This is a genomic window from Aquabacterium humicola (genome assembly GCF_030167915.1).
In the GTDB taxonomy this organism is placed as follows: domain Bacteria; phylum Pseudomonadota; class Gammaproteobacteria; order Burkholderiales; family Burkholderiaceae_C; genus Pseudaquabacterium; species Pseudaquabacterium humicola.
The window spans coordinates 272,124-292,874 of sequence record NZ_JARGNB010000002.1 but is presented as its reverse complement, the minus strand read 5'-3'; the positions used below and the strand labels follow the sequence as shown (position 1 = coordinate 292,874).

19 protein-coding genes are annotated in these 20,751 nt (G+C 70.5%); 8 read left to right on the top strand and 11 right to left on the bottom strand.

Features of this window, described 5'->3' with window-relative positions:
* Positions 1 to 4 precede the first annotated feature (4 nt).
* Entirely contained in the window at positions 5 to 1,765 is a 1,761-nt protein-coding gene (locus P1K89_RS11605; RefSeq protein ID WP_284616609.1) for a SulP family inorganic anion transporter, read from the top strand.
* Here the strand turns inward: P1K89_RS11605 and P1K89_RS11600 are convergent.
* The 3 genes from P1K89_RS11600 to P1K89_RS11590 are packed head-to-tail and all read right to left on the bottom strand — an operon-like array spanning position 1,710 to position 4,944.
* Entirely contained in the window at positions 1,710 to 3,155 is a 1,446-nt protein-coding gene (locus P1K89_RS11600) for a serine/threonine-protein kinase (RefSeq protein WP_284616608.1), read from the bottom strand. The two genes, P1K89_RS11605 and P1K89_RS11600, sit on opposite strands and share 56 nt — an antisense overlap.
* Positions 3,156 to 3,201: 46 nt before the next feature.
* Entirely contained in the window at positions 3,202 to 4,074 is an 873-nt protein-coding gene (locus P1K89_RS11595; protein ID WP_284616607.1) for a Tll0287-like and HAMP domain-containing protein, read from the bottom strand.
* 9 nt (positions 4,075 to 4,083) lie between these two features.
* Complete coding sequence (locus P1K89_RS11590) at positions 4,084 to 4,944, bottom strand: FecR family protein (RefSeq protein WP_284616606.1); 861 nt, start codon at positions 4,942 to 4,944, stop codon at positions 4,084 to 4,086.
* Positions 4,945 to 5,177: 233 nt separating this feature from the next.
* On the opposite strand from P1K89_RS11590, the gene P1K89_RS11585 reads away from it, so the two are divergent.
* The 3 genes from P1K89_RS11585 to P1K89_RS11575 all read left to right on the top strand — a co-directional run bounded on the left by P1K89_RS11585 (position 5,178) and on the right by P1K89_RS11575 (position 8,116).
* A complete protein-coding gene (locus tag P1K89_RS11585; RefSeq protein ID WP_284616605.1) occupies positions 5,178 to 5,387 on the top strand; it encodes a DUF3460 family protein in 210 nt (69 codons plus the stop codon).
* A gap of 88 nt (positions 5,388 to 5,475) precedes the next feature.
* Positions 5,476 to 6,336 (top strand): segregation and condensation protein A, encoded by an 861-nt coding sequence (locus P1K89_RS11580; RefSeq protein WP_439897973.1) that lies wholly within the window; start codon positions 5,476 to 5,478, stop codon positions 6,334 to 6,336.
* Positions 6,337 to 6,643: 307 nt separating this feature from the next.
* A complete protein-coding gene (locus P1K89_RS11575) occupies positions 6,644 to 8,116 on the top strand; it encodes a hypothetical protein (protein WP_284616604.1) in 1,473 nt (490 codons plus the stop codon).
* Positions 8,117 to 8,202: 86 nt separating this feature from the next.
* On the opposite strand, the gene P1K89_RS11570 is transcribed toward P1K89_RS11575, so the two are convergent.
* The 4 genes from P1K89_RS11570 to P1K89_RS11555 all read right to left on the bottom strand — a co-directional run bounded on the left by P1K89_RS11570 (position 8,203) and on the right by P1K89_RS11555 (position 11,823).
* A complete protein-coding gene (locus P1K89_RS11570) occupies positions 8,203 to 9,693 on the bottom strand; it encodes a hypothetical protein (RefSeq protein ID WP_284616603.1) in 1,491 nt (496 codons plus the stop codon).
* Between the two features lie 236 nt (positions 9,694 to 9,929).
* Positions 9,930 to 10,730: a response regulator gene (locus tag P1K89_RS11565; RefSeq protein ID WP_284616602.1), complete on the bottom strand. Its 801-nt coding sequence runs from the start codon at positions 10,728 to 10,730 to the stop codon at positions 9,930 to 9,932.
* Between the two features lie 17 nt (positions 10,731 to 10,747).
* Positions 10,748 to 11,209: a MaoC family dehydratase gene (locus P1K89_RS11560; RefSeq protein ID WP_284616601.1), complete on the bottom strand. Its 462-nt coding sequence runs from the start codon at positions 11,207 to 11,209 to the stop codon at positions 10,748 to 10,750.
* Positions 11,206 to 11,823, bottom strand: coding sequence for a ParA family protein (locus P1K89_RS11555; RefSeq protein ID WP_284616600.1), 618 nt, complete (start codon positions 11,821 to 11,823; stop codon positions 11,206 to 11,208). Before P1K89_RS11555 ends, P1K89_RS11560 begins: the two co-directional genes overlap by 4 nt.
* A 100-nt stretch (positions 11,824 to 11,923) precedes the next feature.
* On the opposite strand from P1K89_RS11555, the gene P1K89_RS11550 reads away from it, so the two are divergent.
* Both P1K89_RS11550 and kefC read left to right on the top strand, forming a co-directional pair.
* Complete coding sequence (locus tag P1K89_RS11550) at positions 11,924 to 12,610, top strand: NAD(P)H-dependent oxidoreductase (RefSeq protein WP_284616599.1); 687 nt, start codon at positions 11,924 to 11,926, stop codon at positions 12,608 to 12,610.
* Positions 12,611 to 12,616: 6 nt separating this feature from the next.
* Complete coding sequence (gene kefC, locus P1K89_RS11545) at positions 12,617 to 14,479, top strand: glutathione-regulated potassium-efflux system protein KefC (protein ID WP_284616598.1); 1,863 nt, start codon at positions 12,617 to 12,619, stop codon at positions 14,477 to 14,479.
* A gap of 3 nt (positions 14,480 to 14,482) precedes the next feature.
* Here the strand turns inward: kefC and P1K89_RS11540 are convergent, their stop codons facing one another.
* On the bottom strand, positions 14,483 to 15,235 hold the full coding sequence (locus tag P1K89_RS11540; RefSeq protein WP_284616597.1) for a sulfite exporter TauE/SafE family protein: 753 nt from the start codon (positions 15,233 to 15,235) through the stop codon (positions 14,483 to 14,485).
* Positions 15,236 to 15,255: 20 nt separating this feature from the next.
* On the opposite strand from P1K89_RS11540, the gene P1K89_RS11535 reads away from it, so the two are divergent.
* Positions 15,256 to 15,687 carry a DUF1841 family protein gene (locus P1K89_RS11535; protein WP_284616596.1) on the top strand — a complete coding sequence of 144 codons (432 nt, stop codon included), beginning with the start codon at positions 15,256 to 15,258 and terminating at the stop codon, positions 15,685 to 15,687.
* Positions 15,688 to 15,777: 90 nt separating this feature from the next.
* Here P1K89_RS11535 and P1K89_RS11530 read toward each other — a convergent pair whose 3' ends face one another.
* From P1K89_RS11530 to P1K89_RS11520, 3 genes are all read right to left on the bottom strand, one after another.
* Complete coding sequence (locus tag P1K89_RS11530; protein WP_284616595.1) at positions 15,778 to 17,376, bottom strand: ABC transporter substrate-binding protein; 1,599 nt, start codon at positions 17,374 to 17,376, stop codon at positions 15,778 to 15,780.
* Positions 17,377 to 17,462: 86 nt separating this feature from the next.
* On the bottom strand, positions 17,463 to 18,893 hold the full coding sequence (locus P1K89_RS11525) for a cyclic di-GMP phosphodiesterase (protein WP_284616594.1): 1,431 nt from the start codon (positions 18,891 to 18,893) through the stop codon (positions 17,463 to 17,465).
* A 122-nt stretch (positions 18,894 to 19,015) separates the two neighbouring features.
* Positions 19,016 to 19,720, bottom strand: coding sequence for a c-type cytochrome (locus P1K89_RS11520; protein ID WP_284616593.1), 705 nt, complete (start codon positions 19,718 to 19,720; stop codon positions 19,016 to 19,018).
* A 178-nt stretch (positions 19,721 to 19,898) separates the two neighbouring features.
* On the opposite strand from P1K89_RS11520, the gene P1K89_RS11515 reads away from it, so the two are divergent.
* Positions 19,899 to 20,741 carry an AAA family ATPase gene (locus P1K89_RS11515; protein ID WP_284616592.1) on the top strand — a complete coding sequence of 281 codons (843 nt, stop codon included), beginning with the start codon at positions 19,899 to 19,901 and terminating at the stop codon, positions 20,739 to 20,741.
* Positions 20,742 to 20,751 lie beyond the last annotated feature (10 nt).

Here is a 20,751-nt window from a genome sequence, read left to right as displayed (position 1 = left end):
CCGCATGCCCCTTCCGTCGTTGCAGCAGTTCCATCGCTTCCGCCCGCGCCTGATCGACGCGCTGGCCGGTTATTCGCGCGCCACCTTCCTCGCCGACCTCGGCGCGGGCGTGACGGTCGGCATCGTCGCCCTGCCGCTCGCCATGGCCTTCGCCATCGCCTCGGGCGTGAAGCCCGAGCAGGGCCTGTTCACCGCGGTCATCGCCGGCTTCCTGATCTCCGCGCTGGGCGGCTCGCAGGTGCAGATCGGCGGGCCGGCAGGTGCGTTCATCGTGATCGTCTACGGCATCGTGCAGCGCTACGGGCTCGCGAACCTGCTGATCGCCACCTCCATCGCCGGCGTGCTGCTGCTGCTGCTGGGCTGGCTGAAGCTGGGCGTGCTGGTGCGCTACATCCCGGTGTCCATCGTCATCGGCTTCACCAACGGCATCGCGGTGCTGATCGGGCTGTCGCAGCTGAAGGACCTGCTCGGGCTGCAGGTTGACCGCATGCCGGCGGACTTCTTCTCGCAGCTGGCGACCATCGGCCGCCACCTCGATTCCATCAACCCGGTCGCGCTGGGCATCGGCCTGGCCTGCCTGGCGGTCGTCGTGCTGTGGCCCAAGGCCTGGGCGCTGCCGCCGGTCATGCCCCCGGGCTGGATCGGCCGGCTCCGGGTCACCGCCGCCCGGCTGCCCGGCACCGTCGTCGCGCTCGGTGGTGCGACGCTCGCCACCTGGGCGCTGCAGTTGCCCGTGGAGACCATCGGCTCGCGCTTCGGCGGCATTCCGCAGTCGCTGCCGGCCTTCGAGCTGCCGGAGTTCAGCTGGGAGACCGCGCGCCTGCTGGTGATCCCCAGCGTGACGATCGCGCTGCTCGGCGCCATCGAGTCGCTGCTGTGCGCGCGTGTGGCCGACAACATCGCGCCCGAACACGCGCGCCACGACCCCAACCAGGAGCTGATGGCCCAGGGGGTCGCCAACATCGTGGCGCCCTTCTTCGGCGGCATCCCGGCCACCGGCACGATCGCCCGCACGGTGACCAACGTGCGCGCCGGCGCGGCGACGCCGGTGGCGGGCATCGTGCACGCGTTGACGCTGCTGGCGATCATGCTGGTGGCGGCGCCGCTGGCCCTGAACGTGCCGCTGGCGGCGCTGTCCGGCATCCTGCTGTTCGTCGCCTGGAACATGGGCGAATGGCGCGAGTTCGCGCGCCTGAAGCACTTCCTGCTGCCCTACCGCGTGGTGCTGGTCGGCACCTTCGTGCTGACGGTGGTCTTCGACCTGACCGTGGCGGTCGAGGTCGGCCTGCTGCTGGCCTGCGGCTTCTTCATCTGGCGCATGAGCCAGCTGTTCCGCGTGCAGCACCACCCGGAGCACAGCCGCTTCGGTGACCTGCCGCCGGGTGTCGCCGTCTTCGAGCTGTTCGGCTCGTTGTTCTTCGGCGCGGTCGGCAAGATCGAGTCGCTGCCGCAGCAGGTGCCCGAAGGCACGCGCGCGGTGGTGCTGGAGATGCACCGGCTGATCTCGATCGACACCTCCGGCATCGACGCGCTGCAGCAGCTCTTCCGTACGCTCAAGCGCCGCGACATCGCGCTGGTGCTGGCCAACGTCAACGAGCAGCCGCTGGGGCTGATCCAGCGCTCGGGCTTCGCCGACGAGATCGGCCAGGCGCAGATCGTGCCGACGGTGGCGGACCTGTGGCGCGAGCCCGAGGAGGCGGCGCAGGCGCTCAGGTCAGCTTCGCCAGCTCCGTCAGCAGCTTCTGCCGCGCCACCGGATCGCTGACCGCATCGGCCAGCAGCGAGAAGAAGGGTTCGCGATAACGCGTCTTCTCGGCGGCCTTGCGCACCACCACCTTGGCGATCGGGCCGACGTGTGCGGCCAGCAGCTTCTGCGCCTGTTCGATCGCCGGATCGGACAGCCGCACCGCCTCGGCGGCGACCGTGGCCAGGCTGCCCGAACCCATCGAGGTGCCGAACGTGCGGCCGCCCGCGCCGCCGGTGCTGGCGAAGCCGGTGCGGCCGACGGTGGTGGGCGCACCGCTGCCGGTGCTGCGCACGGCGCCGAGGCTGATGAACGCGCTGCGCGCCTGCGGATTCGTGACCTGCTCGGCGAGCTTCGCGTACAGCGAGGGCAGGTCGTGGCATTCCTTCGCCGCGCGCCGCACCAGCACGCTGGCCAGCGGGCCGACGTGGCGCGCCAGCGAGTGTTCCGCCTGCGCCAGCACCGATTTTTCCCAGTGCGTCACCGAACCGGAGGAGCCGGCGGTCGACGGGGCGGCCACCGCCACGCCGGCCGGCCGCATCGGCAGCTTGACGATGGTCTCGTCCGACACCGTCGGCGACAGCGGTGCGTTGGCCGCGGCGATCACCGCGGCGCGGAAGGCCTCGGCGGTCGCGAAGCGCCGCTCCGGCTGCTTGGACATCGCCGTCGCGACGATCGCGTCGAAACGGTCGCTGCGGTTGGCGTCCTCGATCAGCGACGGCGGCGGCGCGACCTCGTGCACCACCTTGTACATCAGCGCGTCGGGCGAGCCGAGGAAGGGCGCCCGGCCGGCGATCAGCTGGTACATCACGACGCCGGCGGCGTAGATGTCGACGCGGTGGTCGATCGCCGCGCCGATGAACTGCTCGGGCGCCATGTACATCGGCGTGCCGATCACGCTGTTGGCCTGCGTCAGCCCGGCTGCATCGACGCGGGCGATGCCGAAGTCGGCCACCTTCAGCTTGCCGGCGCGCGTCATGATCAGGTTCGCCGGCTTGATGTCCCTGTGCCAGACGCCGCGCTCGTGCGCATGCGTCAGCGCTTCCAGCAACTGCCCGACGAGGCTCAGGATGTCCTCGTCGGTGAAGCGGATGCGGCTGGTCAGGTAGTGCGCGAGGGTGTTGCCCTCGACGTACTCCATCGCGATGTAGGCGACGCCCTGGTCCTCGCCGAAGTCGTAGACCCCGACGATGCCCGGGTGCAGCAGCCGCCCGGCGGCCTGCGCCTCGTTGCGGAAGCGCGCGGCGATCGTCTGGCCCGATTCGCTGCCGTCGTCGAACTGGCGGCGGATCGTCTTCAGCGCCACCACGCGCCGGATGTCCGGGTCGAAGCCCTTGTAGACCACGCCCATCGCGCCCTGGCCGAGCACGTCGGTGATCTGGTACTTGCCGAGACGTTCCGGGTGGTTCACGGGCGGACTTACGGGGGTGGGATGCTGACGGACGTCAAGACCCGCTTCAGGTGTCGAGCATCTTCATCGCTTGCACGACGCTGGCGCGCATGCGGGCGAAGGAATCGGCGAGAACGCCGATTTCGTCACGGCTCTTTCTCGCGAAATCGGGCGCTTCGAGATCACCCTGGCTGACGCGGTCGGCCAGCGCCGACAGCTGCGTGACCGGCCGCACGACGACGAACCAGATCATCAGGTTCAGCACGACGCCGACCGCGACGAACACGCCGACCAGCGAGCCGATGAACACCTTGAAGGTCTGCTCGGCGCGGCGCAGCGGCAGCTCCATCGGCACCGACATGATCTGCGCCGACACCACCTCGTTGAGGTTCCAGCCGAAGCCGTTGGCCGGCCCGTACTTGTCGACCATGGTCTTGGGCGCCGCCTCGACGCTGGAGTGGCAGGTCAGGCAGGCGGGGTTGGTGATGCGCACCGGCCGCGCGACGTACAAAGAACGGCCGGCCGGCGTGTCGCGCTGGCCGACGAATTCCTTCAGCTCGGCGTTGTTGCGGAACTGGTTGACGATGTCCACTTCCCAGCTGTCGGCGCGGTCGCGCGGATTGGTCGGGTTCAGCGTCGCTTCCTTGTAGGCGTACTCGGGGTACTTGGTGCGCAAGGTCGCCAGCACCTCGGTGGCCGAGTAGCTCGGCACCGACTGCGGCAGGAACTCGTACTTCATCTGCGTCTCGAGCAGCTTGGTGATCTGCGACGCGGTGTAGTTGCGCACCGCGAGCGCGTTCTCCATCAGCTGGCGCGCGCTGTTGAGCACCTCTTCCTGCGCATGGCGCTGCAGCAGGTCGCGGCTGATGTAGCCGCTGACGCCGACACCGAGCGCCATCACCAGCACGAAGATCAGGTTGAACTTGAGCAGCAGTTTCATGGCGGCAACTTAGGAACGGGGGGACAGGACGGACGCCGGCGACGACGCCGGCTTCGGTGGAAACAGCACCGGCTCCCACTCGGGATGGGCGGCGAGGTTCTTGACCAGCGCCTCGCGGAAGGCGGGCTCGCGCGCAGGCTGCGCGAAGCGGCGCGGGAACTCGCGCCGGATCACCGGCTCGGCGGTGAGCCAGGCCTTCAGGCCGGCATAACCGGGCGCCGGCGCCGCCTGCGGTTCGGGCGGGCGGCCCTTGAGCTGCGCGGCGCGCGGCGGGATGGTGTCGCGGAACGCACGCGGCACGGACTTCAGGAAGTCGGGCACCGGGCGCGGGCTGATGCGGCCCTTGTCGGCGCCGTCGCGCTCGTAGAACTCGCCGCCCTTGAGGTTGAGCGTGGACGCCGGCTTGAGGCGGCGCTCCTGCAGCTGCAGCCCACCACTCTCGACGAACAGCTGCAGCGCATCCCCGCTGACCCTGCTGACGGTCACCCCCGAGGGCTGCAGCACCTCGGCCGCGAACGCGAGCTGGCCGCCGGCCTTCGCGCCGCCGGACACCGTGTGCTTGGCCCAGCCCTGCAGCAGGTAGAAGGCCGGTGCCCGCGGCCCGCTGCCGGCCAGGCCGGGCGGCAGCAGCATCGCGCGGGTCTCGGGGCCGAGGTCGAGCAGGCTGCCGTCGGCGAATTCGACCCGCAGCAGCGCGGTGGCGGGGGTGGTGTCGATGATGGTCGCGGCGTTGAGCTTCAGCCCGGGCGCCGCGGTCAGGCTGCGCGCGCCTTCGACCAGCAGCGGCGCGGCGCCTTCGACGAGCGTGATCAGCGCCGGCGCGTCGGCCGCCTGCAGCGGCAGCACGGCGCCGGCCAGCAGCGCAGCCACGACGGCGCGCGCCCGGCGCCAACCCGCCGGCCACCACTGTCTTGCATCGAAGCCGTGCAAACGCTTCTCCCGTGCATCCCAACGAGCCCTGGCCGCGGCAGCGGCGGGCGGCCGCATGGTAGCGCGGGACGGGCTGCCGGCATCAGTGACCAAATGCCTGTTGGGCGACGTCAACCGCCGCGGCAGGGCCGCTCGGTAGAATTCCGGGTTCCTTCGCGCCCGCCGACGCCACCATGCCGTTCTTCTGGAAGCCCTACACGTCCGACGTCACGCAGTTCATCGAACAGCTGAAGTCCGCCAAGCCGTCGCTGGAGGCCGAGCAGCGTGCCGGCCGCGGCCTGCTGTGGGACAAGCAGATCGACCGTGGCGCCGAGACCGAGTACCGCGCCGCGAGCGTGCCGCAGCAGCCCTACGTCTACTTCGGGCGCAGCAAGCCGCGCTGAATGAACCCCCACGTCGCTTCGCTCCTGCCCCCCGAGGGGGCCTCAGCCGCCTTGGGGCGGCCCTGCGGCGGCTGAGGCCGGAACCGCCGTGTCGGAACTCGACGCCGCGCTGGCGCCGCCGGACGATGCCACGACGCCCGCCGGCGCCGCGGACGGCCTGCCGGTGGACGGCGTCGCCGTCGCCCGCCTCTACGGCGAGCCGCTGTTCCGCATGCCGCAGGACCTGTACATCCCGCCGGATGCGCTGGAGGTCTTCCTCGAGGCCTTCGAAGGCCCGCTGGACCTGCTGCTGTACCTGATCCGCAAGCAGAACTTCAACATCCTCGACATCCCGCTGGCCGACGTCACGCGCCAGTACCTGCAGTACGTCGACCAGATCCGCACGCGCAACCTCGAGCTGGCCAGCGAATACCTGCTGATGGCCGCGATGCTCATCGAGATCAAGTCGCGCATGCTGCTGCCGCCGAAGAAGAGCGACGACAGCGGCGAGGTCGAGGACCCGCGCGCCGAGCTGGTGCGCCGCCTGCTCGAGTACGAGCGCATCAAGCTCGCCGCCGCCAAGCTCGACCAGCTGCCGCTGCTGGGCCGCGATTTCCTGCGCGCGCAGGTGACGATCGAGCAGAGCCTGCTGCCGCGCTTCCCCGAGGTCGAGCTCGACGACCTGCGCGAGGCCTGGGGCCAGATCCTCAAGCGCGCGAAGCTGACGCAGCACCACAAGATCAGCCGCGAGCAGCTGTCGGTGCGCGAGCACATGAGCATCGTGCTGCGCACGCTGCAGGGCCGCCGCTTCGTCGAGTTCCACGAGCTCTTCGATCCCGTGCGCGGCCCCGCGGTGATGGTGGTGACCTTCATCGCGATGCTCGAGCTGGCCCGCGAGCGCCTGCTGGAGCTGACGCAGGCCGAGGCCTTCGCGCCGATCTACGTGCGGCTGGCGTACGCGCCGGCCTGAGCGGCGAACGCCGCCCCGACGCACGCAGCGGCGGCGAACGGCGGGACGGGCGCGATCCCCGGTGCGCGCCCAGGTGCGAAGCTTGTAGCTCAGCTCGTACGTCGCGCTGCCCTCGGCGCTGCGCTGCGAGAAGCGGTAGCTGCGCGCGCCTCCCGGCAGCTGGGCCTGCACCTCGGCCAGCAGCAGCGTCATGCGCCCGAGGTGGTCGGAACCTGCGACTCTCGGCCAACCTTGGCGCAACGCATTGCGCGAACGCAATCGGCGGGCTGGCCGGCCCGCGAGGATGGGCGGCACAGGAGGTGCCATCGTGTCCGTTCCTCGCTTCGTCGACCGGCTGGTTGTGGTCACGTGCCATCTGTGCGCATTGCTGTTCGGCATCGCGATGGCGCCGGCATTCGCCGCGGAGTGCGCGCAGATCACGACCTGGAGCAACCAGGACGCGTCGTACTTCCCGGTCGAGCGCAGCACGCGCATCGAGCACAGCAACACGCCGGGGCCGAACTACTTCGACCTCGACAGCGTGCAGGAGAGAACGCTGCTCACCACCTTCTTCCTGATGGTGGCATCGCCGGCGAAGACGGCGGACCAGCGCTTCGCCAACAACGTGTCCGTGACCGTGATGTCGTTCCGCAGCCAGGCAGACGCAACCGCGATGTTCCAGCGCGAAGTGGCGACCTTCAACAACATCAACCCCTATCGCTGGGGCTACAAGGTACTGGCCGCTGCCGAGGGGCAGCAGATGATCTTCTACGACGACACCCCGGGCGAGCAGGACATCCACTTCCTCGCGCCGCGGCACAACACGATCATCCAGATCACGATCAAGAGCGCCTCGCCGAGCGAGGACATGCTGACGCTGGGCGTCGCCCGCCTCACCGATCGCATCGTGCAGGCCCGCGCGCTGGTGGACCGCAAGTGCAACTTCAACAACCCACCGTCGATCCGGCTGCGCGATGCGCAGGCGGATTTGCCGGCCAGCGTATTCCAGTCGGAAATGGCCAACGGCGAGATCGTCTTCACCGCCATGGACCGCGACGGCTCGAGCGACATCGACTGGAACACGTTCAGGGTGTTCGTGGCCGGAATCGACAAGACAGCGCACGTGCTGACGGTGGTGAATCGGCTGGCACAGGCCGGTCGGGTGGAGTACACGGAGTTCGCGCCCAACGAGGTGGTCTACCGCCTGCGGCTCGACCGCTACCGGCTGATGGGCGACCACAACGTCTTCAACATCGCCTGGAACGGCGAGTGGCCGGTGGACCTGCGGATCTGCGACCGCAAGGGCAGTTGCACCACCAGCAGCTACAAGCTCAATTTCGGTCCCTACATCCATGTCTCCAGCTTCGAGGACCTGCGCTGCAGCAGCAACGGGGCCGACCAGCGCATGCGGCTGAAGGTCAGCTTCGGGAACAACGGCTGGTCGGCCACGGCCAACATCTATGCCGTCATCGGGCCGGCCACGCCCTGGCAGGCGTGGAGCAGGAACTACTGGTCGCTGTCGCTGGTGGAGCCGATCTCGCAGAACGTGCTGCAGTGGTTCAGCGATTCCTACGGCATGGTGCCGGTGTTCGTGGGGGCACCAATCGACCTGCCCACCGCGCTGACGGTGCCCGATAACGACGAGCTCGAGCTGCTTGTCAGCACCGCGGCCAACGTGCGCGGCGGCCAGACCGTATCGATCCCCGCGGGGACGTACACACTGGCCACCGGCGCGGTCGACCTGAACCAGAACTCGCTCGCGGTTCAGTCGCGGGGGGTCACGCTCTGCGCATCCCGTTGACGCCGTGCCGCGGGGGCCCTTCGGGGCTCAGGGGGCCGTTCGGGCCGTGCCGCTCCCGGCATTCGCCCTGGCGGCGGCCGGCGGGCTCAGGCCCAGGAGCCTTCGCGGCCGAGCAGGTGGTCCAGCGCGCGCTGGACCTGACGCCGCACGGCCGGCAGCGCGAGGTAGTGCGCGTGCAGGGCCGGTGATGCGTCGATCACCACCACGCCGTCGTCCGGCGGCGCATCGCCGGAGCGCGGCGGCGTGCGACCCGCCAGCGCGGAGCGCAACGCGAAGCGGCCATCGTCGGCGGCCGGCGGGGCGCTGGGGTCGTCGATGACGCGGCCCGGCCCGCCGTCACCGCCGAGGCCCCACACCGAGCCCATCAGCCACAGGCCCGGCGGCAAACGCGCGGCGTCGCCGCCCGCGCGGGCCTGGATCGCCGCGGGCAGCAGGTCGGCCAGGCCGCGCGGCAAGGCCGACGGCGGCCAGGCCTCGGCGCCGAAGGCCGCGAGGTCGGCGCCCAGCTGCGGGCTGCCGATGGCCAGCGCCTCGACGCGCCAGCCGCGCGACGCGACGCTGCGGCGCAGGCCGTCGAGCGCAAAACGCGCGAGGCAGCCGCCGCTGCCGTGGCCGAGCAGCACCAGCCGATGGCCGCGGGCGAGCGGGCCGGCCGGGGCGACGATCTGCTTCTCGACCGCCGCCGCCAGGCGCTCCAGCTGGTGGTCCAGCGGCCGCCAGGCATCGAGCTCGAAGCGCCACGCGGCCACGCCGTCGAGCACCGGCAGGCCCGGCCACATCGGGGCCTCGTGCGCGGTGTCGGCGGAGGGGGCCGCCGGTGCCAGGGCGTCGCCGAAGCCGTCGCGCACGCTGCCACCGGCATCGGGCAGCAGCACCACATGCTCGCGTTCGATCGCCGCATCGCCGTGGCGCAGCGCACGGCGGCTGGCCGGACGCAGCCAGGCCCCGCGGCGCAGCGCGGCGGCCTGCGCCGCCGGCTCGGTCACCGCGTCGGGCAGCCGCCCGGCCCAGAAGGCCTCGGCCGCCGAGAGGCGCCGCGCGAAGGCCGGATCGGTCGCGTGCTCGCCGCCGGCCACACGCTGCAACCAGGCCCGCCCCTGCGCATGCAGGCGGACCGCGGCCGGCGGCGCCGGCCGTTCGAGCCGCAGCACCGGCTGCAGCAACATCAGCCCGACGCCCCCGCGCAGCCGGCGCTCGAGCGGTGACGCTGCGTCGGCGATCGCACCGGCACACCGGCCATGGTCGACGGTCCAGCGCCAGGGGGTCGGCTGCACGCCGTCGGCACGCACCGCGCACGGCCGCCAGCTCACGCCACCGGGGCCCGGTGCCGGCTCCGCCAGCGCGCCCCAGACCATGCGGGTCTGCAGCACGAGGCGCAGCTCGACGCCGCGGCTGCGCCGCCAGGCCGGCGGCAGCGCGTGCTGCGCGGCCTCCAGCAGCGCGGCCTGACCGGCGGGCTGCAGGCCGCCGATGCGCAGGCTGCGCTCGCGGCGTCGGATCACCGGCAGCAGCCAGCGCCACGGCAGCCGCACGGTGGCATGGCGGCCGTCGGGCCACTGCCGCAGCGCGGGGGCCACCGGCTCGTGTGCATCCAGCGCCAGCAGCCGGCCGATGGTGGCGGCGTGCGGCGCCAGCGCCGGTCCGTACCAAGCCGCCCACTCGTCGTCGAAGCGCCGCGCCAGTGCCGCCGGGTCGGGCGCACCGTCGACGAACCAGACGGTGGCGCGCTCGTCGCCCGCCTCGCCCGCATCGTCGATGGCACCGCGTTCGAGCTCGAAGGCCAGCGCCTGCAGCGGAAAGGACGCGGCCGAGATCAGTCCTCCCGCGGCCGCCAGCCCGCGCCCTGCGGACCCAGCGTCAGCTGCCCGACCGCCAGCACGGCCTGCGTGCGCGAGGTGACGCCCAGCGCCCGCAGCACCGCGGCGACGTGGTCCTTCACCGTGTCGACCGACAGCCCGAGCTCACGCGCGATCAGCTTGTTCGGCAGGCCCTTCAGCAGCAGCGTCAGCACGTCGGCCTGGCGCGGCGTCAGGCCGAAGCCGTCGAGGCTGGGACGGCGCGGCAGCTCGCCCGGCTGCGTGGCCGGCGCCGGCTGGGGCTCCCGCAGGTCGAGCGGCAGGCCGGGCTCGGTCGGTGCGGCGCTGGCATCGTCGCCACCGCTCGGGCGCATCACCGAGGGCACGGTGTCGCCCCCCTCCAGTCCCGGCGGCGGGCGCACCAGCCCCAGCATCACCGGCGGCATGTAGACGCCGCCGGACATCACCATCGCCAGCGCCGCATGCAGCTCGTCGCCGGTGGAACGCTTGCCGACGAAGCCCATCGCGCCCATGTCGATCGCGCGGATCACGTCGGCCATGCGGTCGCTGTCGGACAGCACGACCACCGGCAGCTCGGGATGGCGCCGGCGCAGCTCGGCCAGCGGCTCGAAGCCGTCGGGCTGGTCCAGCGCCAGGCCGATCATCGCCATGTCGAACGCGGCCTCGCCGCGCAGCACCGAGCGCGCATCGGCCAGGTGATCGACGCCGACCAGCGTGACGTCGTCGCCGAGGCGGCGGATCACACGCTGCAGCGCCGCCAGGATCAGCGCCTGGTCGTCGATCAACAGCACCTTCATCACGGCCGGCTCCGCGCTCAGGTGTAGCGGCGCGACACCGTCTCGGCGATGCAGGCCGGCTTGTCGCTGCCCTCGCGCTCGACGCTGACTTCCATCGTCAGCTGCGCGCCGCCGTCGATCGGCTGGTAGTCCTTCAGCATGAAGTGCGCGCGCACGCGGCTGCCCGAGGGCACCGGCGCGGTGAAGCGCACGCGATTCAGGCCGTAGTTGACGCCCATCTGCACGTCGTCGATCTGCATCGCCTTGTCGGCCAGCTCCGGGATCAGCGACAGCGTCAGGAAGCCGTGCGCGATCGTCGTGCCGAAGGGGCCGGCGGCGGCACGCTCGCGGTCGACGTGGATCCACTGGTAGTCGCCGGTGGCCTCGGCGAAGCGGTCGATGCGCGCCTGGTCGACCAGCACCCAGTCGCTGGTGGCCAGGCGCTCGCCGAGGCGGCCCTGCAGCGAGGCCAGTGTCGGGATGCGCACGGGGTCGGTCATCGTTCGATCCATTCGATCAGGGGTTGCCATTGCGCCAGGTCGCGCTCGACGCGCCCGGGCGCGATGTCCCACAGCGACAGCCCGCGCGCGGCCAGGTGAACGTAGTTCTGGGTGTCGCGCAGGTCGCCGATGAGCGGAAACGGCAAGGTGGCGACGAATTCATGCAGGTGCAGGTTGGCATGCGTGTGCTCCTTGATGCGCATGCCGACGAGGCCGACCGCCACCGCGTCGGCGCGCGCATGGGCGGCGAGCTCGCGCAGGAAGGCATGCGTGGCCTGGATGTCGAAGAGGCTCGGCTGCAGCGGCACCAGCACCTTGTCGGCGAGCTTCATCACCGCGTCGAGCCGCTTGCCGCGCAGGCCGGCCGGGGTGTCGAGCACCACATGCGTCGTGCCCTTCGGCGGCTTCGCCAGGTGGTCGGCGTCGATGTCCCAGCCCGCAATGCGCGGCACCTGGGCGGGGCGCTGCTGCAGCCACTGGCGGGCCGACTGCTGGCGATCGGCGTCGCCCAGCATCACCGCATGCCCGCGGCGCGCCAGCCAGCCGGCCACGTTGGTGGCCAGGGTGCTCTTGCCCACGCCACCCTTCGGGTTGGCGACCACGATCACCGGCATGCAGGCTCCTCCGCAGGCATCGTTCGAATCCCTGCTATGTTACCGAGGCCCCGGCGCGGCCCGGGCCCCCGTCCCGAATCCCGTCCCCCCGCCCGATCCCATGGCCCGCATCCTGGTGCACGTCGCCCATCCGCAGCTCGAACACTCCCGCGTCTCGCGCCGCCTGGCCGAGGCCGCCCGCGGCCTCGCGGCCCGCGGCGCATCGATCGAGGTGCGCGACCTGTACGCGCTGTATCCGGACTACCTGATCGATGTCGCGGCCGAGCAGCGCGCGCTGGAGGGATGGCCCTCCGGCCGCTCCGCGGCCACCTCCCCGAGGGAGGGCGCGCCGCCTACGGACGGCCGAGCAGCGGCGCCTCAGCTCGTGGTCTGGCTGCACCCGATCCACTGGTACGGCATGCCGCCGCTGATGAAGCTGTGGCTCGACGAGGTCTTCGCCTTCGGCTGGGCCTACGGGCACGGCGGCACGGCGCTGGTCGGGCGCGACCTGTGGCTGGCAACGTCCACCGGCGGACCCGACACCTCCTACCGCTCCGACGGCTACAACCGCTACTTCTTCGATTCCTTCATGCCGCCCTACGACCAGACCGCCGCCCTCGCCGGCATGCGCTTCCTGCCGCCCTTCGTGCTGCACGGCGCGCATCGCGTATCGGATGCGGTGATCGACGAGCATGCGGCCACCTTTGCCGCTCGTCTCGAGAGTTATCCGGAATGGCCGGAGCTGGATCAGATCGAGATGTGCGAACTGCGCGAGGTGCCGGCGGACGCGCGGCCTTCGGGGGACTGAAGCGGCATGGAACACGCCAACAGCTGGCTCTCGACCAGCCTCGTCTACCTCGCTGCCGCGGTGCTCGCGGTGCCGCTGGCGCGGCTGCTCGGCCTCGGCTCGATCATCGGCTACCTCGGCGCCGGCATCGTCATCGGCCCGTGGGGCCTGAAGCTGGTGACCGATGCCCAGGCGATGCTGCATTTCGCGGAGTTCGGCGTCGTGCTGATGCTGTTCCTCGTCGGCCTGGAACTGGAGCCGCGCCGGCTGTGGGCACTGCGGCGGCCGATCTTTGGGTGGGGCAGCGCGCAGTTGCTCGGCAGCGCGGCCTTGATCGGGCTGATCGGCTGGGCCTTCGGCGCCGACGGGCGGCTGGCCATCGTCGCCGGGCTGGGGCTGGCGATGTCGTCCACCGCGATCGGCCTCGGCGTGCTCGCCGAGCGCAACCTGATGGCCACCGCGGGCGGCCAGGGCGTGCTGTCGACCGCGCTGCTGCAGGACATCGCGGCGATCCCGATCCTGGCGATCGTGCCGCTGCTGGCGGTCGGGCCGGGCGACGGCGACGGCATCGACTGGCGCGGCCTCGGAAAGGCCTTCGGCGTGATCGCGCTGATCATCCTCGGCGGGCGGCTCGCGCTGCGGCCGGCGCTGCGCTGGATCGCGCGCAGCCGCACGCCGGAGATCTTCACCGCGGCATCGCTGCTGCTGGTCGTGGCCACCGCGACGCTGATGCAGTCGGTGGGGCTGTCGATGGCGCTGGGCGCCTTCCTCGCCGGCGTGCTGCTGGCCGAGAGCGAATACCGGCGCGAGCTGGAAACCGACCTCGAGCCGTTCAAGGGCCTGCTGCTGGGCCTGTTCTTCATCGCGGTGGGCATGAGCATCGACTTCGCGGTCGTGCTGCGGCAGCCGCTGCTGATCGCCGCGGTGGTGCTCGGCTTCCTGGCGGTCAAGGCGGTGGTGCTGGCGCTGATCGCGCGCGCGATGCCGCTGCCGCTGGGCGAGCGGCCGGTGTTCGGCATCCTGCTGGCGCAGGGCGGCGAGTTCGGCTTCGTCGTCTTCCAGACCGCGCAGCAATCGAAGGTCATCGGCGCCGAGGCGTCGTCCTTCCTGGTGGCGGCGGTCGCGCTGTCGATGCTGCTGACGCCGCTGCTGCTGGTGGCCACCGACCGCTGGATCGCACCGCGGCTGGCCGCCCGCCGCGAGGGGCCGAAGCCGGCGGAGATCGACGAGCCGCAGCATGCGCCGGTGATCATCGCCGGCTTCGGCCGCTATGGGCAGACCGTCGGCCGGCTGCTGAACGCGGCCGGCCTGCAGGCCACGGTGCTCGAGCACGACGCCGACCAGGTCGAGGCGGTGCGCCGCTTCGGCTGGCGCGTGTTCTACGGCGACGCGGCGCGGCTGGACCTGTTGCGCGTCGCCGGGGCCGCGCAGGCCCGCGTGTTCGTGCTGGCGATCGACGACGTCGAGCAGAGCGTCGCGGTCGCCAAGCTGGTGCGCACGCAGTTCCCGCAGCTGACGATCGTGGCGCGGGCGCGCAACGTCACCCACTTCTACCGGCTGCGCCAGCTGGGCGTCACGCTGATCGAGCGCGAGACGCTCGATTCGGCGCTGATGAGCGGCCGCAGCGTGCTGGAGTCGCTGGGCTGGCAGCCGCACACCGCGCGCACGCAGGCGATGCGCTTTCGCCAGCACAACGTCGAGCTGGTGGAGCAGATGGCGCCGCACCTGGGCGACCAGCAGAAGCTGATCGCACTGGCGAAGGCCGGACGCCAGCAGCTGGAGCAGCTGTGGGCGCAGGAGCGCGCGGACGCGGCGGCGCAGCGCAACCGGCATGGCTGGCACGACGGGTCGGCGCCGAAGGATGCGGCGCCAGCGAACGACGGACGGTGACCTTCAGCGCAAGCCGTCCCACAGCAGCTTGCTGCCGGTCAGCAGCATGCCGAGGCTGAAGAGCCGGTAGAACAGCGCCTGCGGGATCACGCGCACCAGCCGCACGCCCAGCCACACGCCCACCGGCGCCAGCGGCGCCAGCACCAGCGAGGTGCCCATGTTCTTCAGGTCGATCAGGCCGAGCGCCGCATACGGAATCCACTTGCTGAGGTTGATCGCCGCGAAGAACACCGCCAGCGTCGCGGTGAAGCGGATCGGCGGCAGCTTCAGCGGCAGCAGGTAGAAGCCGATCGGCGGCCCGCCGGCATGGGCGACGAAGCTGGTGAATCCCGAGGTGGTGGCGGCGATCACACCCAGCGCCCTGGACGGCGGCGGCGCATCGGCTTTCGGCGGAAAGAAGACCCGGATCGCGAGGAAGACCAGCGTGATGCCGCCGACGATGCCGGCCACGGTCCTGGGCGCCAGCAGGCCGAACGACAGCGTGCCGATCACCGTGCCGAGCAGCCCGGCCGGCAGCAGCAGCTTCAGCAGCGCACGGTCGGTCTCGCGCCACAGCGCCTTCAGCCCGAAGCCGTCCATGATCGCCAGCAGCGGCAGCATCACCGCGGCGGCCTGCGGCACCGGCACGGCCAGCGCCATCAGCGGCACGGCCAGCGCACCGAAGCCGGCACCGAAGCCGCTCTTGCTGATGCCCATCAGCAGCACGGCGGGAATGGCCACGGCGTAGAAGGCCGGGTCGGTGATCACGGGCAGCATGGAAGCGGACAATTGTCGCCATGTTCCAACCCTCCCAACACGACGTGCGCCGCTTCTTCTGCGAGGCGTGGCGCAAGGACCGCGCAAAGCAGCCGCTGACGCCGATCGAGACGCTGGCCGCCGGCTGGATCGCCGAGCATCCGGAGTACCACGCCGAGCTGGCCGACGTCGAGGCGGCGCTGGCACGCGACTACCGCGTCGAGGACGGCCGCGCCAACCCCTTCCTGCACCTGTCGATGCACCTGTCGATCAGCGAGCAGTGCAGCATCGACCAGCCCGCCGGCATCCGCCAGGCGGTGGAACTGCTGGCCGCGAAGCGCGGCTCGCTGCACGACGCGCAGCACGAGGCAATGGAAGCGCTGGGCGAGATGATCTGGGCTTCGCAGCGCAGCGGCCAGCCGCCGGACGGCCATGCCTACCTCGACGCGGTGCGGCGCCGGGCGACGCGCTGAGCGCGCGAAAGCGGCTTGAGAAAGCGGCCTGAATAAAGCGGCATGAAAAAAGGGCGACCCGGGGTCGCCCTTCTTCATGGGAGTGCGAGATCAGGGGTTCGACTTGTTGATCGTGACCCAGTGCACCTCGAACCAGTTGTCGGCGCGGTGCACCACGTTGACGTTGCTGCGCGCCGCCCAGGGGATCATCTGGCGGTGCAGCGGCAAGGTGTGCACGTTGTCCTTGTATTCCTTCAACGCGGCCTTGACCAGCTGCTCGCGCTTCTTCGCGTCGGTCTCGACGCTGGTCGCGGCGGCCATCGCGTCGAACTTGTCGTTCTTCGAGCGGCCGTAGTTGTAGAAGCCGATGCCCGAGCCGTCGCCGAGGTTGTTGCGCAGCACCGGCGTCAGCGTGGTTTCGGCGTCGGTCACCGCGCCGCCCCAGCCGAGCATGTACATGCTGGTGTCGAACTTCTCGAGCTTCGGGAAGTACACCGCGCGCGGCATCGCGTTGACCCGCACCTTGACCTTCAGCTGCGCCCACATCGACGCCAGCGCGACGCAGATCTCCTCGTCGTTGATGTAGCGGTTGTTCGGGCAGTCCAGCGTGACTTCGAAACCGTCCGGATAACCGGCGTCGATCATCAGCTGCTTGGCCTTGGCCATGTCGTACGGGAAGCGGCCTTCGATCGCCGGGTCATTGAAGGCGCCCAGCGGCGACGGCGTCAGGCCGCCGGTCGGCACGCTCTGGTTGTTCATCAGCTTGACCTTCATCGTCTCGATGTCGATCGCGTGATAGAGCGCCTGGCGCACGCGCAGGTCCTTGAACGGGTTCTTGTTCTTCACGCTGCCGTGCAGCAGCTCGTCGCGGTGCTGGTCCATGCCGATGAAGACGATGCGGTTCTCCGGACCGTCGATCACCTTGACACCGGCGGTGTTGCGCAGCCGGGCGACGTCGCGCGGCGCCGGGTCGAGCACGAAGTCGATCTCGCCGGAGACCAGCGCCGCCAGCCGCGTGGAGTCGTTGGAGATCTGGGTGTAGACGATCTCCTGCACGTTGCCTTCGTGCTTGTTCCACCAGTTCGGGTTGCGCTTGTAGGTCGTCTTGATGCCGGGCTGGCGGCTCACCAGCATGTACGGCCCGGTGCCGTTGGCGTTCATCGACGCGTAGGTCTCTTCCTTGTTCTTGAAGTCCAGCGGCCGGGTGACCTTGTGCTTCTCGGACCACGGCTTGCTGAGGATCCACAGCGGCGCGGCCATGTGCTCGAGGAAGATCGGGTTCGGCTTGCTGAGGTGGAATTCCACCGTCAGGTCGTCGATCTTCTTCGGCGTGCCGACGGATTTCGCGTAGTTGTTGATCTGCGAGGTCGCCGACTGGCCGCGCTCGATCGAATACACCACGTCGTCGGCGTTGAACGGGGTGCCGTCGTGGAACTTGACGCCGGGCCGCAGCTTGAAGCGCCACACCAGCGGCGCGGTCTGCTGCCACTCGGTGGCCAGCGACGGCACGATGTTGAGCTTCTTGTCGCGCGCGACCAGGCCCTCGTAGACCTGGCCATTCATCATGTTGGTCATGGACTCGTTCTGCGAGTGCGGGTCCATGGTCTGCGGATCGCCCTGGCTGGCCCAGCGCAGGGTCTGGGCCTGCGCGAGGCCCGAGGCGAGCAGGACGGCCGAGGCGAGCAGGCCGTGACGGAGCGAGCGATGCATGGTCTTCCCCTGGAGGGCGAATGAACGTGCGGGCAGTGTAGGCACGAGCCGTGCCAGCCCCCGACCGGGGAAACCCCGTCGGCGTTTCAACGCACGCGACGCGCGCGGTCACCCGCCCACAGCCAGTCCAGCTGCGGGAAGTTCCAGCGCTCCGGCGGCTCGCGCTCGACGATGCGGTCGACGCCGCTGGAACGCGACAGGTCGATCAGCTGCGGCGTGATCGGCATCTGCGACTTCACGGAATAGAAGGCCTTGACCACCGGCGCCACCAGCGTCTGCGGGTTCTGGTCGATCACCACCGCCAGGCGCAGCGACTCCAGCCGCACCAGCGAGCCCACCGGGTAGATGCCGAGGCTGCGGATGAAGGCGGTCAGCAGGCGGTCGTCGAACTGGCCCTTCCACGAGGCCATGCGGGCGATCGACTCCGCCGGGTCCCAGCCGCTCTTGTAGGGCCGGTTCGAGGTGATCGCGTCGTAGACGTCGCAGACCGCGCCCATGCGCGCGAGCTCGGAGATCGCGTCGCCGACCAGCCCGTGCGGGTAGCCGCGGCCGTCGGGGCGCTCGTGGTGGTGCAGGCAGACGTCCATCGCCGGCTCGGGCGCGCCGCGCCCCTCGCGCAGCATCTCGTAGCCACGCTCCGGATGCTTGCGGATCACCGCGTATTCGACGTCGGTCAGCTTGTCGGGCTTGAGCAGGATGTCCGAGGGCATCAGCGCCTTGCCCAGGTCGTGCAGCAGCCCGGCGATGCCGGCGACGCGGCACTGCTCGTCGTCGTGGCCGAGCTGGCGTGCCAGCGCGACCATCAGCGCGCACACGGCCACCGAGTGCATGTAGGTGTAGTCGTCGCGGGTCTTCAACCGCGCCAGGCTGACCAGCGCGCCAGGATTGCGGAAGACCGAGCGCGTGATGTCGTCGACCAGCGGCAGGCAGTGCTCGGTGTCCACCGCGCGGCCCAGCCGGGCCTCGTTGAACAGCGCGCTGACCGCCGCGCGCGAGCGCTGGCAGATCTCGGCGGCCTGCTGGAGCTCGGCGGCCAGCGCCTGCGGCGGCTCGGCCGGCGCCTTCGCGGCGGGCGGTGCCTCGGGCGCCTGCGGCGTGGGTCGCGGCGGCACCGGCAGGCGGATGGTTCGTTCGCGCGGCGGCAGCGCGGCCGAGATCGCCGGCGCGACAACCGATGTCGGGGTGATCGCCGGCGGCGGCGTGAACACGGGCGGCGGCGTGAACGGCGCGGACGGCGTGAACGCCGCGGACGGCGTGAACATCGCGGGCGGTGCCGTGGCCGGCGGCGCATCGGCCGGCGGCGGCGCGACGTCGAGCCCGCGTTCGATGTCGATCCAGCAATCACGGATGCGGCTGGCCTGCAGGGCCTTGATCGTCGCCGGGTCATCGATGACAAAGCGGCTGCGCCAGAACGGATGGTCCAGCCACGCGCCGTCGAGCGCGTGCAGGTGCATGCCGACCCGCAGCTGCGCGACGGGAATCTTCTTCAGCGACGGTGACGAGCTGCTGCTGGCCATGCCCCAATGGCGTCCTTCCGGGGCATATCGGCTTCCCGACGGCACCACTTGAGATCGCCCGGCGGCCAGAAACGACAAGAGCCGCACGGCGGCGGCTCTTGCGGCAGGCGTGAAGCGGCGGATCAGCGCAGGCGCGGCTGCTCGACCGTCTTCAGGTCGCCGGGCAGCGACGCGATCCACTTCGACACTTCCTTCATCTCGGCGTGGGTGAAGGTCAGCTTCTTCTTGCCGTCGGCCTCGGCGACCAGCTGGCCGCGCATCACCGCGTTGGCGCGGCCGATGTGCGGATTGCCGTCGGTCGCGTAGGCCTTCAGCGCGGCGTACAGGTAGTCGGCATGTTGGCCCGCCAGGCGCGGATAGGTCGGGTCGATCGGCTTGCTGAAGTTGTCGCCATGGCAGGCGACGCAGGCGGCGAGCTTGTCCTTCAGCGCGGCGGGCGCAGCGGGAGCCTTCGCTTCCAGGGCCTCCAGCTTGGCGGAGGTGGCGTCGCCCTTGCCCTGCTGCTCGTAATAGGCCGACAGGTCGGCGATGTCCTGGTCGCTCAGTGTCGCCGCGATCGCCTTCATCGACGGGTGCTTGCGATCACCCTTCTGGTACGCCTGCAGCGCCGAGGCGATGTACTTGCCGCCCTGGCCCGAGATCTTCGGCACCTTGTAGACCTCGGGGAACGAGGCCTGGTAGCCGGTGATGCCGTGGCAGCCGATGCACATCGCGGCCTTCTGCGCACCGCGGGCCGCATCGCCGGCCTTCGCATCTTGCGCGCGGGCGAGGGTGCACACGCCGGCCAGCGCCAACATCAACGGAAGCAGGGTCAGGGCTTTTTTCATCGTGTCGCCAGGAGTCGGGATGAGGTTCGTGCGGGGACTGCGCGAGACTCGCCTTGGACTCGCCATGAGCTTGCTCGCAGCGGGTGCGGCCCCCTCGGTGCAGCCGGCGATTATAGGGCCCGCACTTATACTGGCCCGCACCCTCTTTGCCTCACGCGCGACGCCCGCGCGCTGCCCCATGAAGTTCCAAGGAACCGATTCCTACGTCGCGACACAGGACCTGATGCTGGCGGTCAACGCGGCGATCACCTTGAAGCGGCCGTTGCTCGTCAAGGGCGAACCCGGCACCGGCAAGACGATGCTGGCCGAGGAAGTGGCCTCGGCACTCGGCATGCCGCTGCTGCAGTGGCACGTCAAGAGCACCACGAAGGCGCAGCAGGGCCTGTACGAGTACGACGCGGTGAGCCGCCTGCGCGACTCGCAGCTCGGCGACGAGAAGGTCAAGGACATCCACCACTACATCGTCAAGGGCGTGTTGTGGCAGGCCTTCACCGCCGAGCAGCCGGTGGCGCTGCTGATCGACGAGATCGACAAGGCCGACATCGAGTTCCCGAACGACCTGCTGCGCGAGCTCGACCGCATGGAGTTCTACGTCTACGAGACGCGCGAGCTGGTCCAGGCCCGGCACCGGCCGGTGGTCTTCATCACGTCGAACAACGAGAAGGAGCTGCCCGACGCCTTCCTGCGCCGCTGCTTCTTCCACTACATCAAGTTCCCCGACGCCGACACGATGAAGACCATCGTCGACGTGCACTTCCCGGGGCTGAAGAAGGAGCTGCTCGCCGCGGCGATGAAGACCTTCTACGACGTGCGCAACCTGCCCGGGCTGAAGAAGAAGCCCAGCACCTCCGAGCTGCTCGACTGGCTGAAGCTGCTGGTGGCCGAGGACATCCCGCTCGAGGCGCTGCAGAGCAAGGACGAGAAGGTCGCCGTGCCGCCGCTGGTGGGCGCGCTGCTGAAGAACGAGCAGGACGTGACCTTGTTCGAGAAGCTGGTGTTCATGCAGCGGCACAACCGCTGACGCCCCTTCC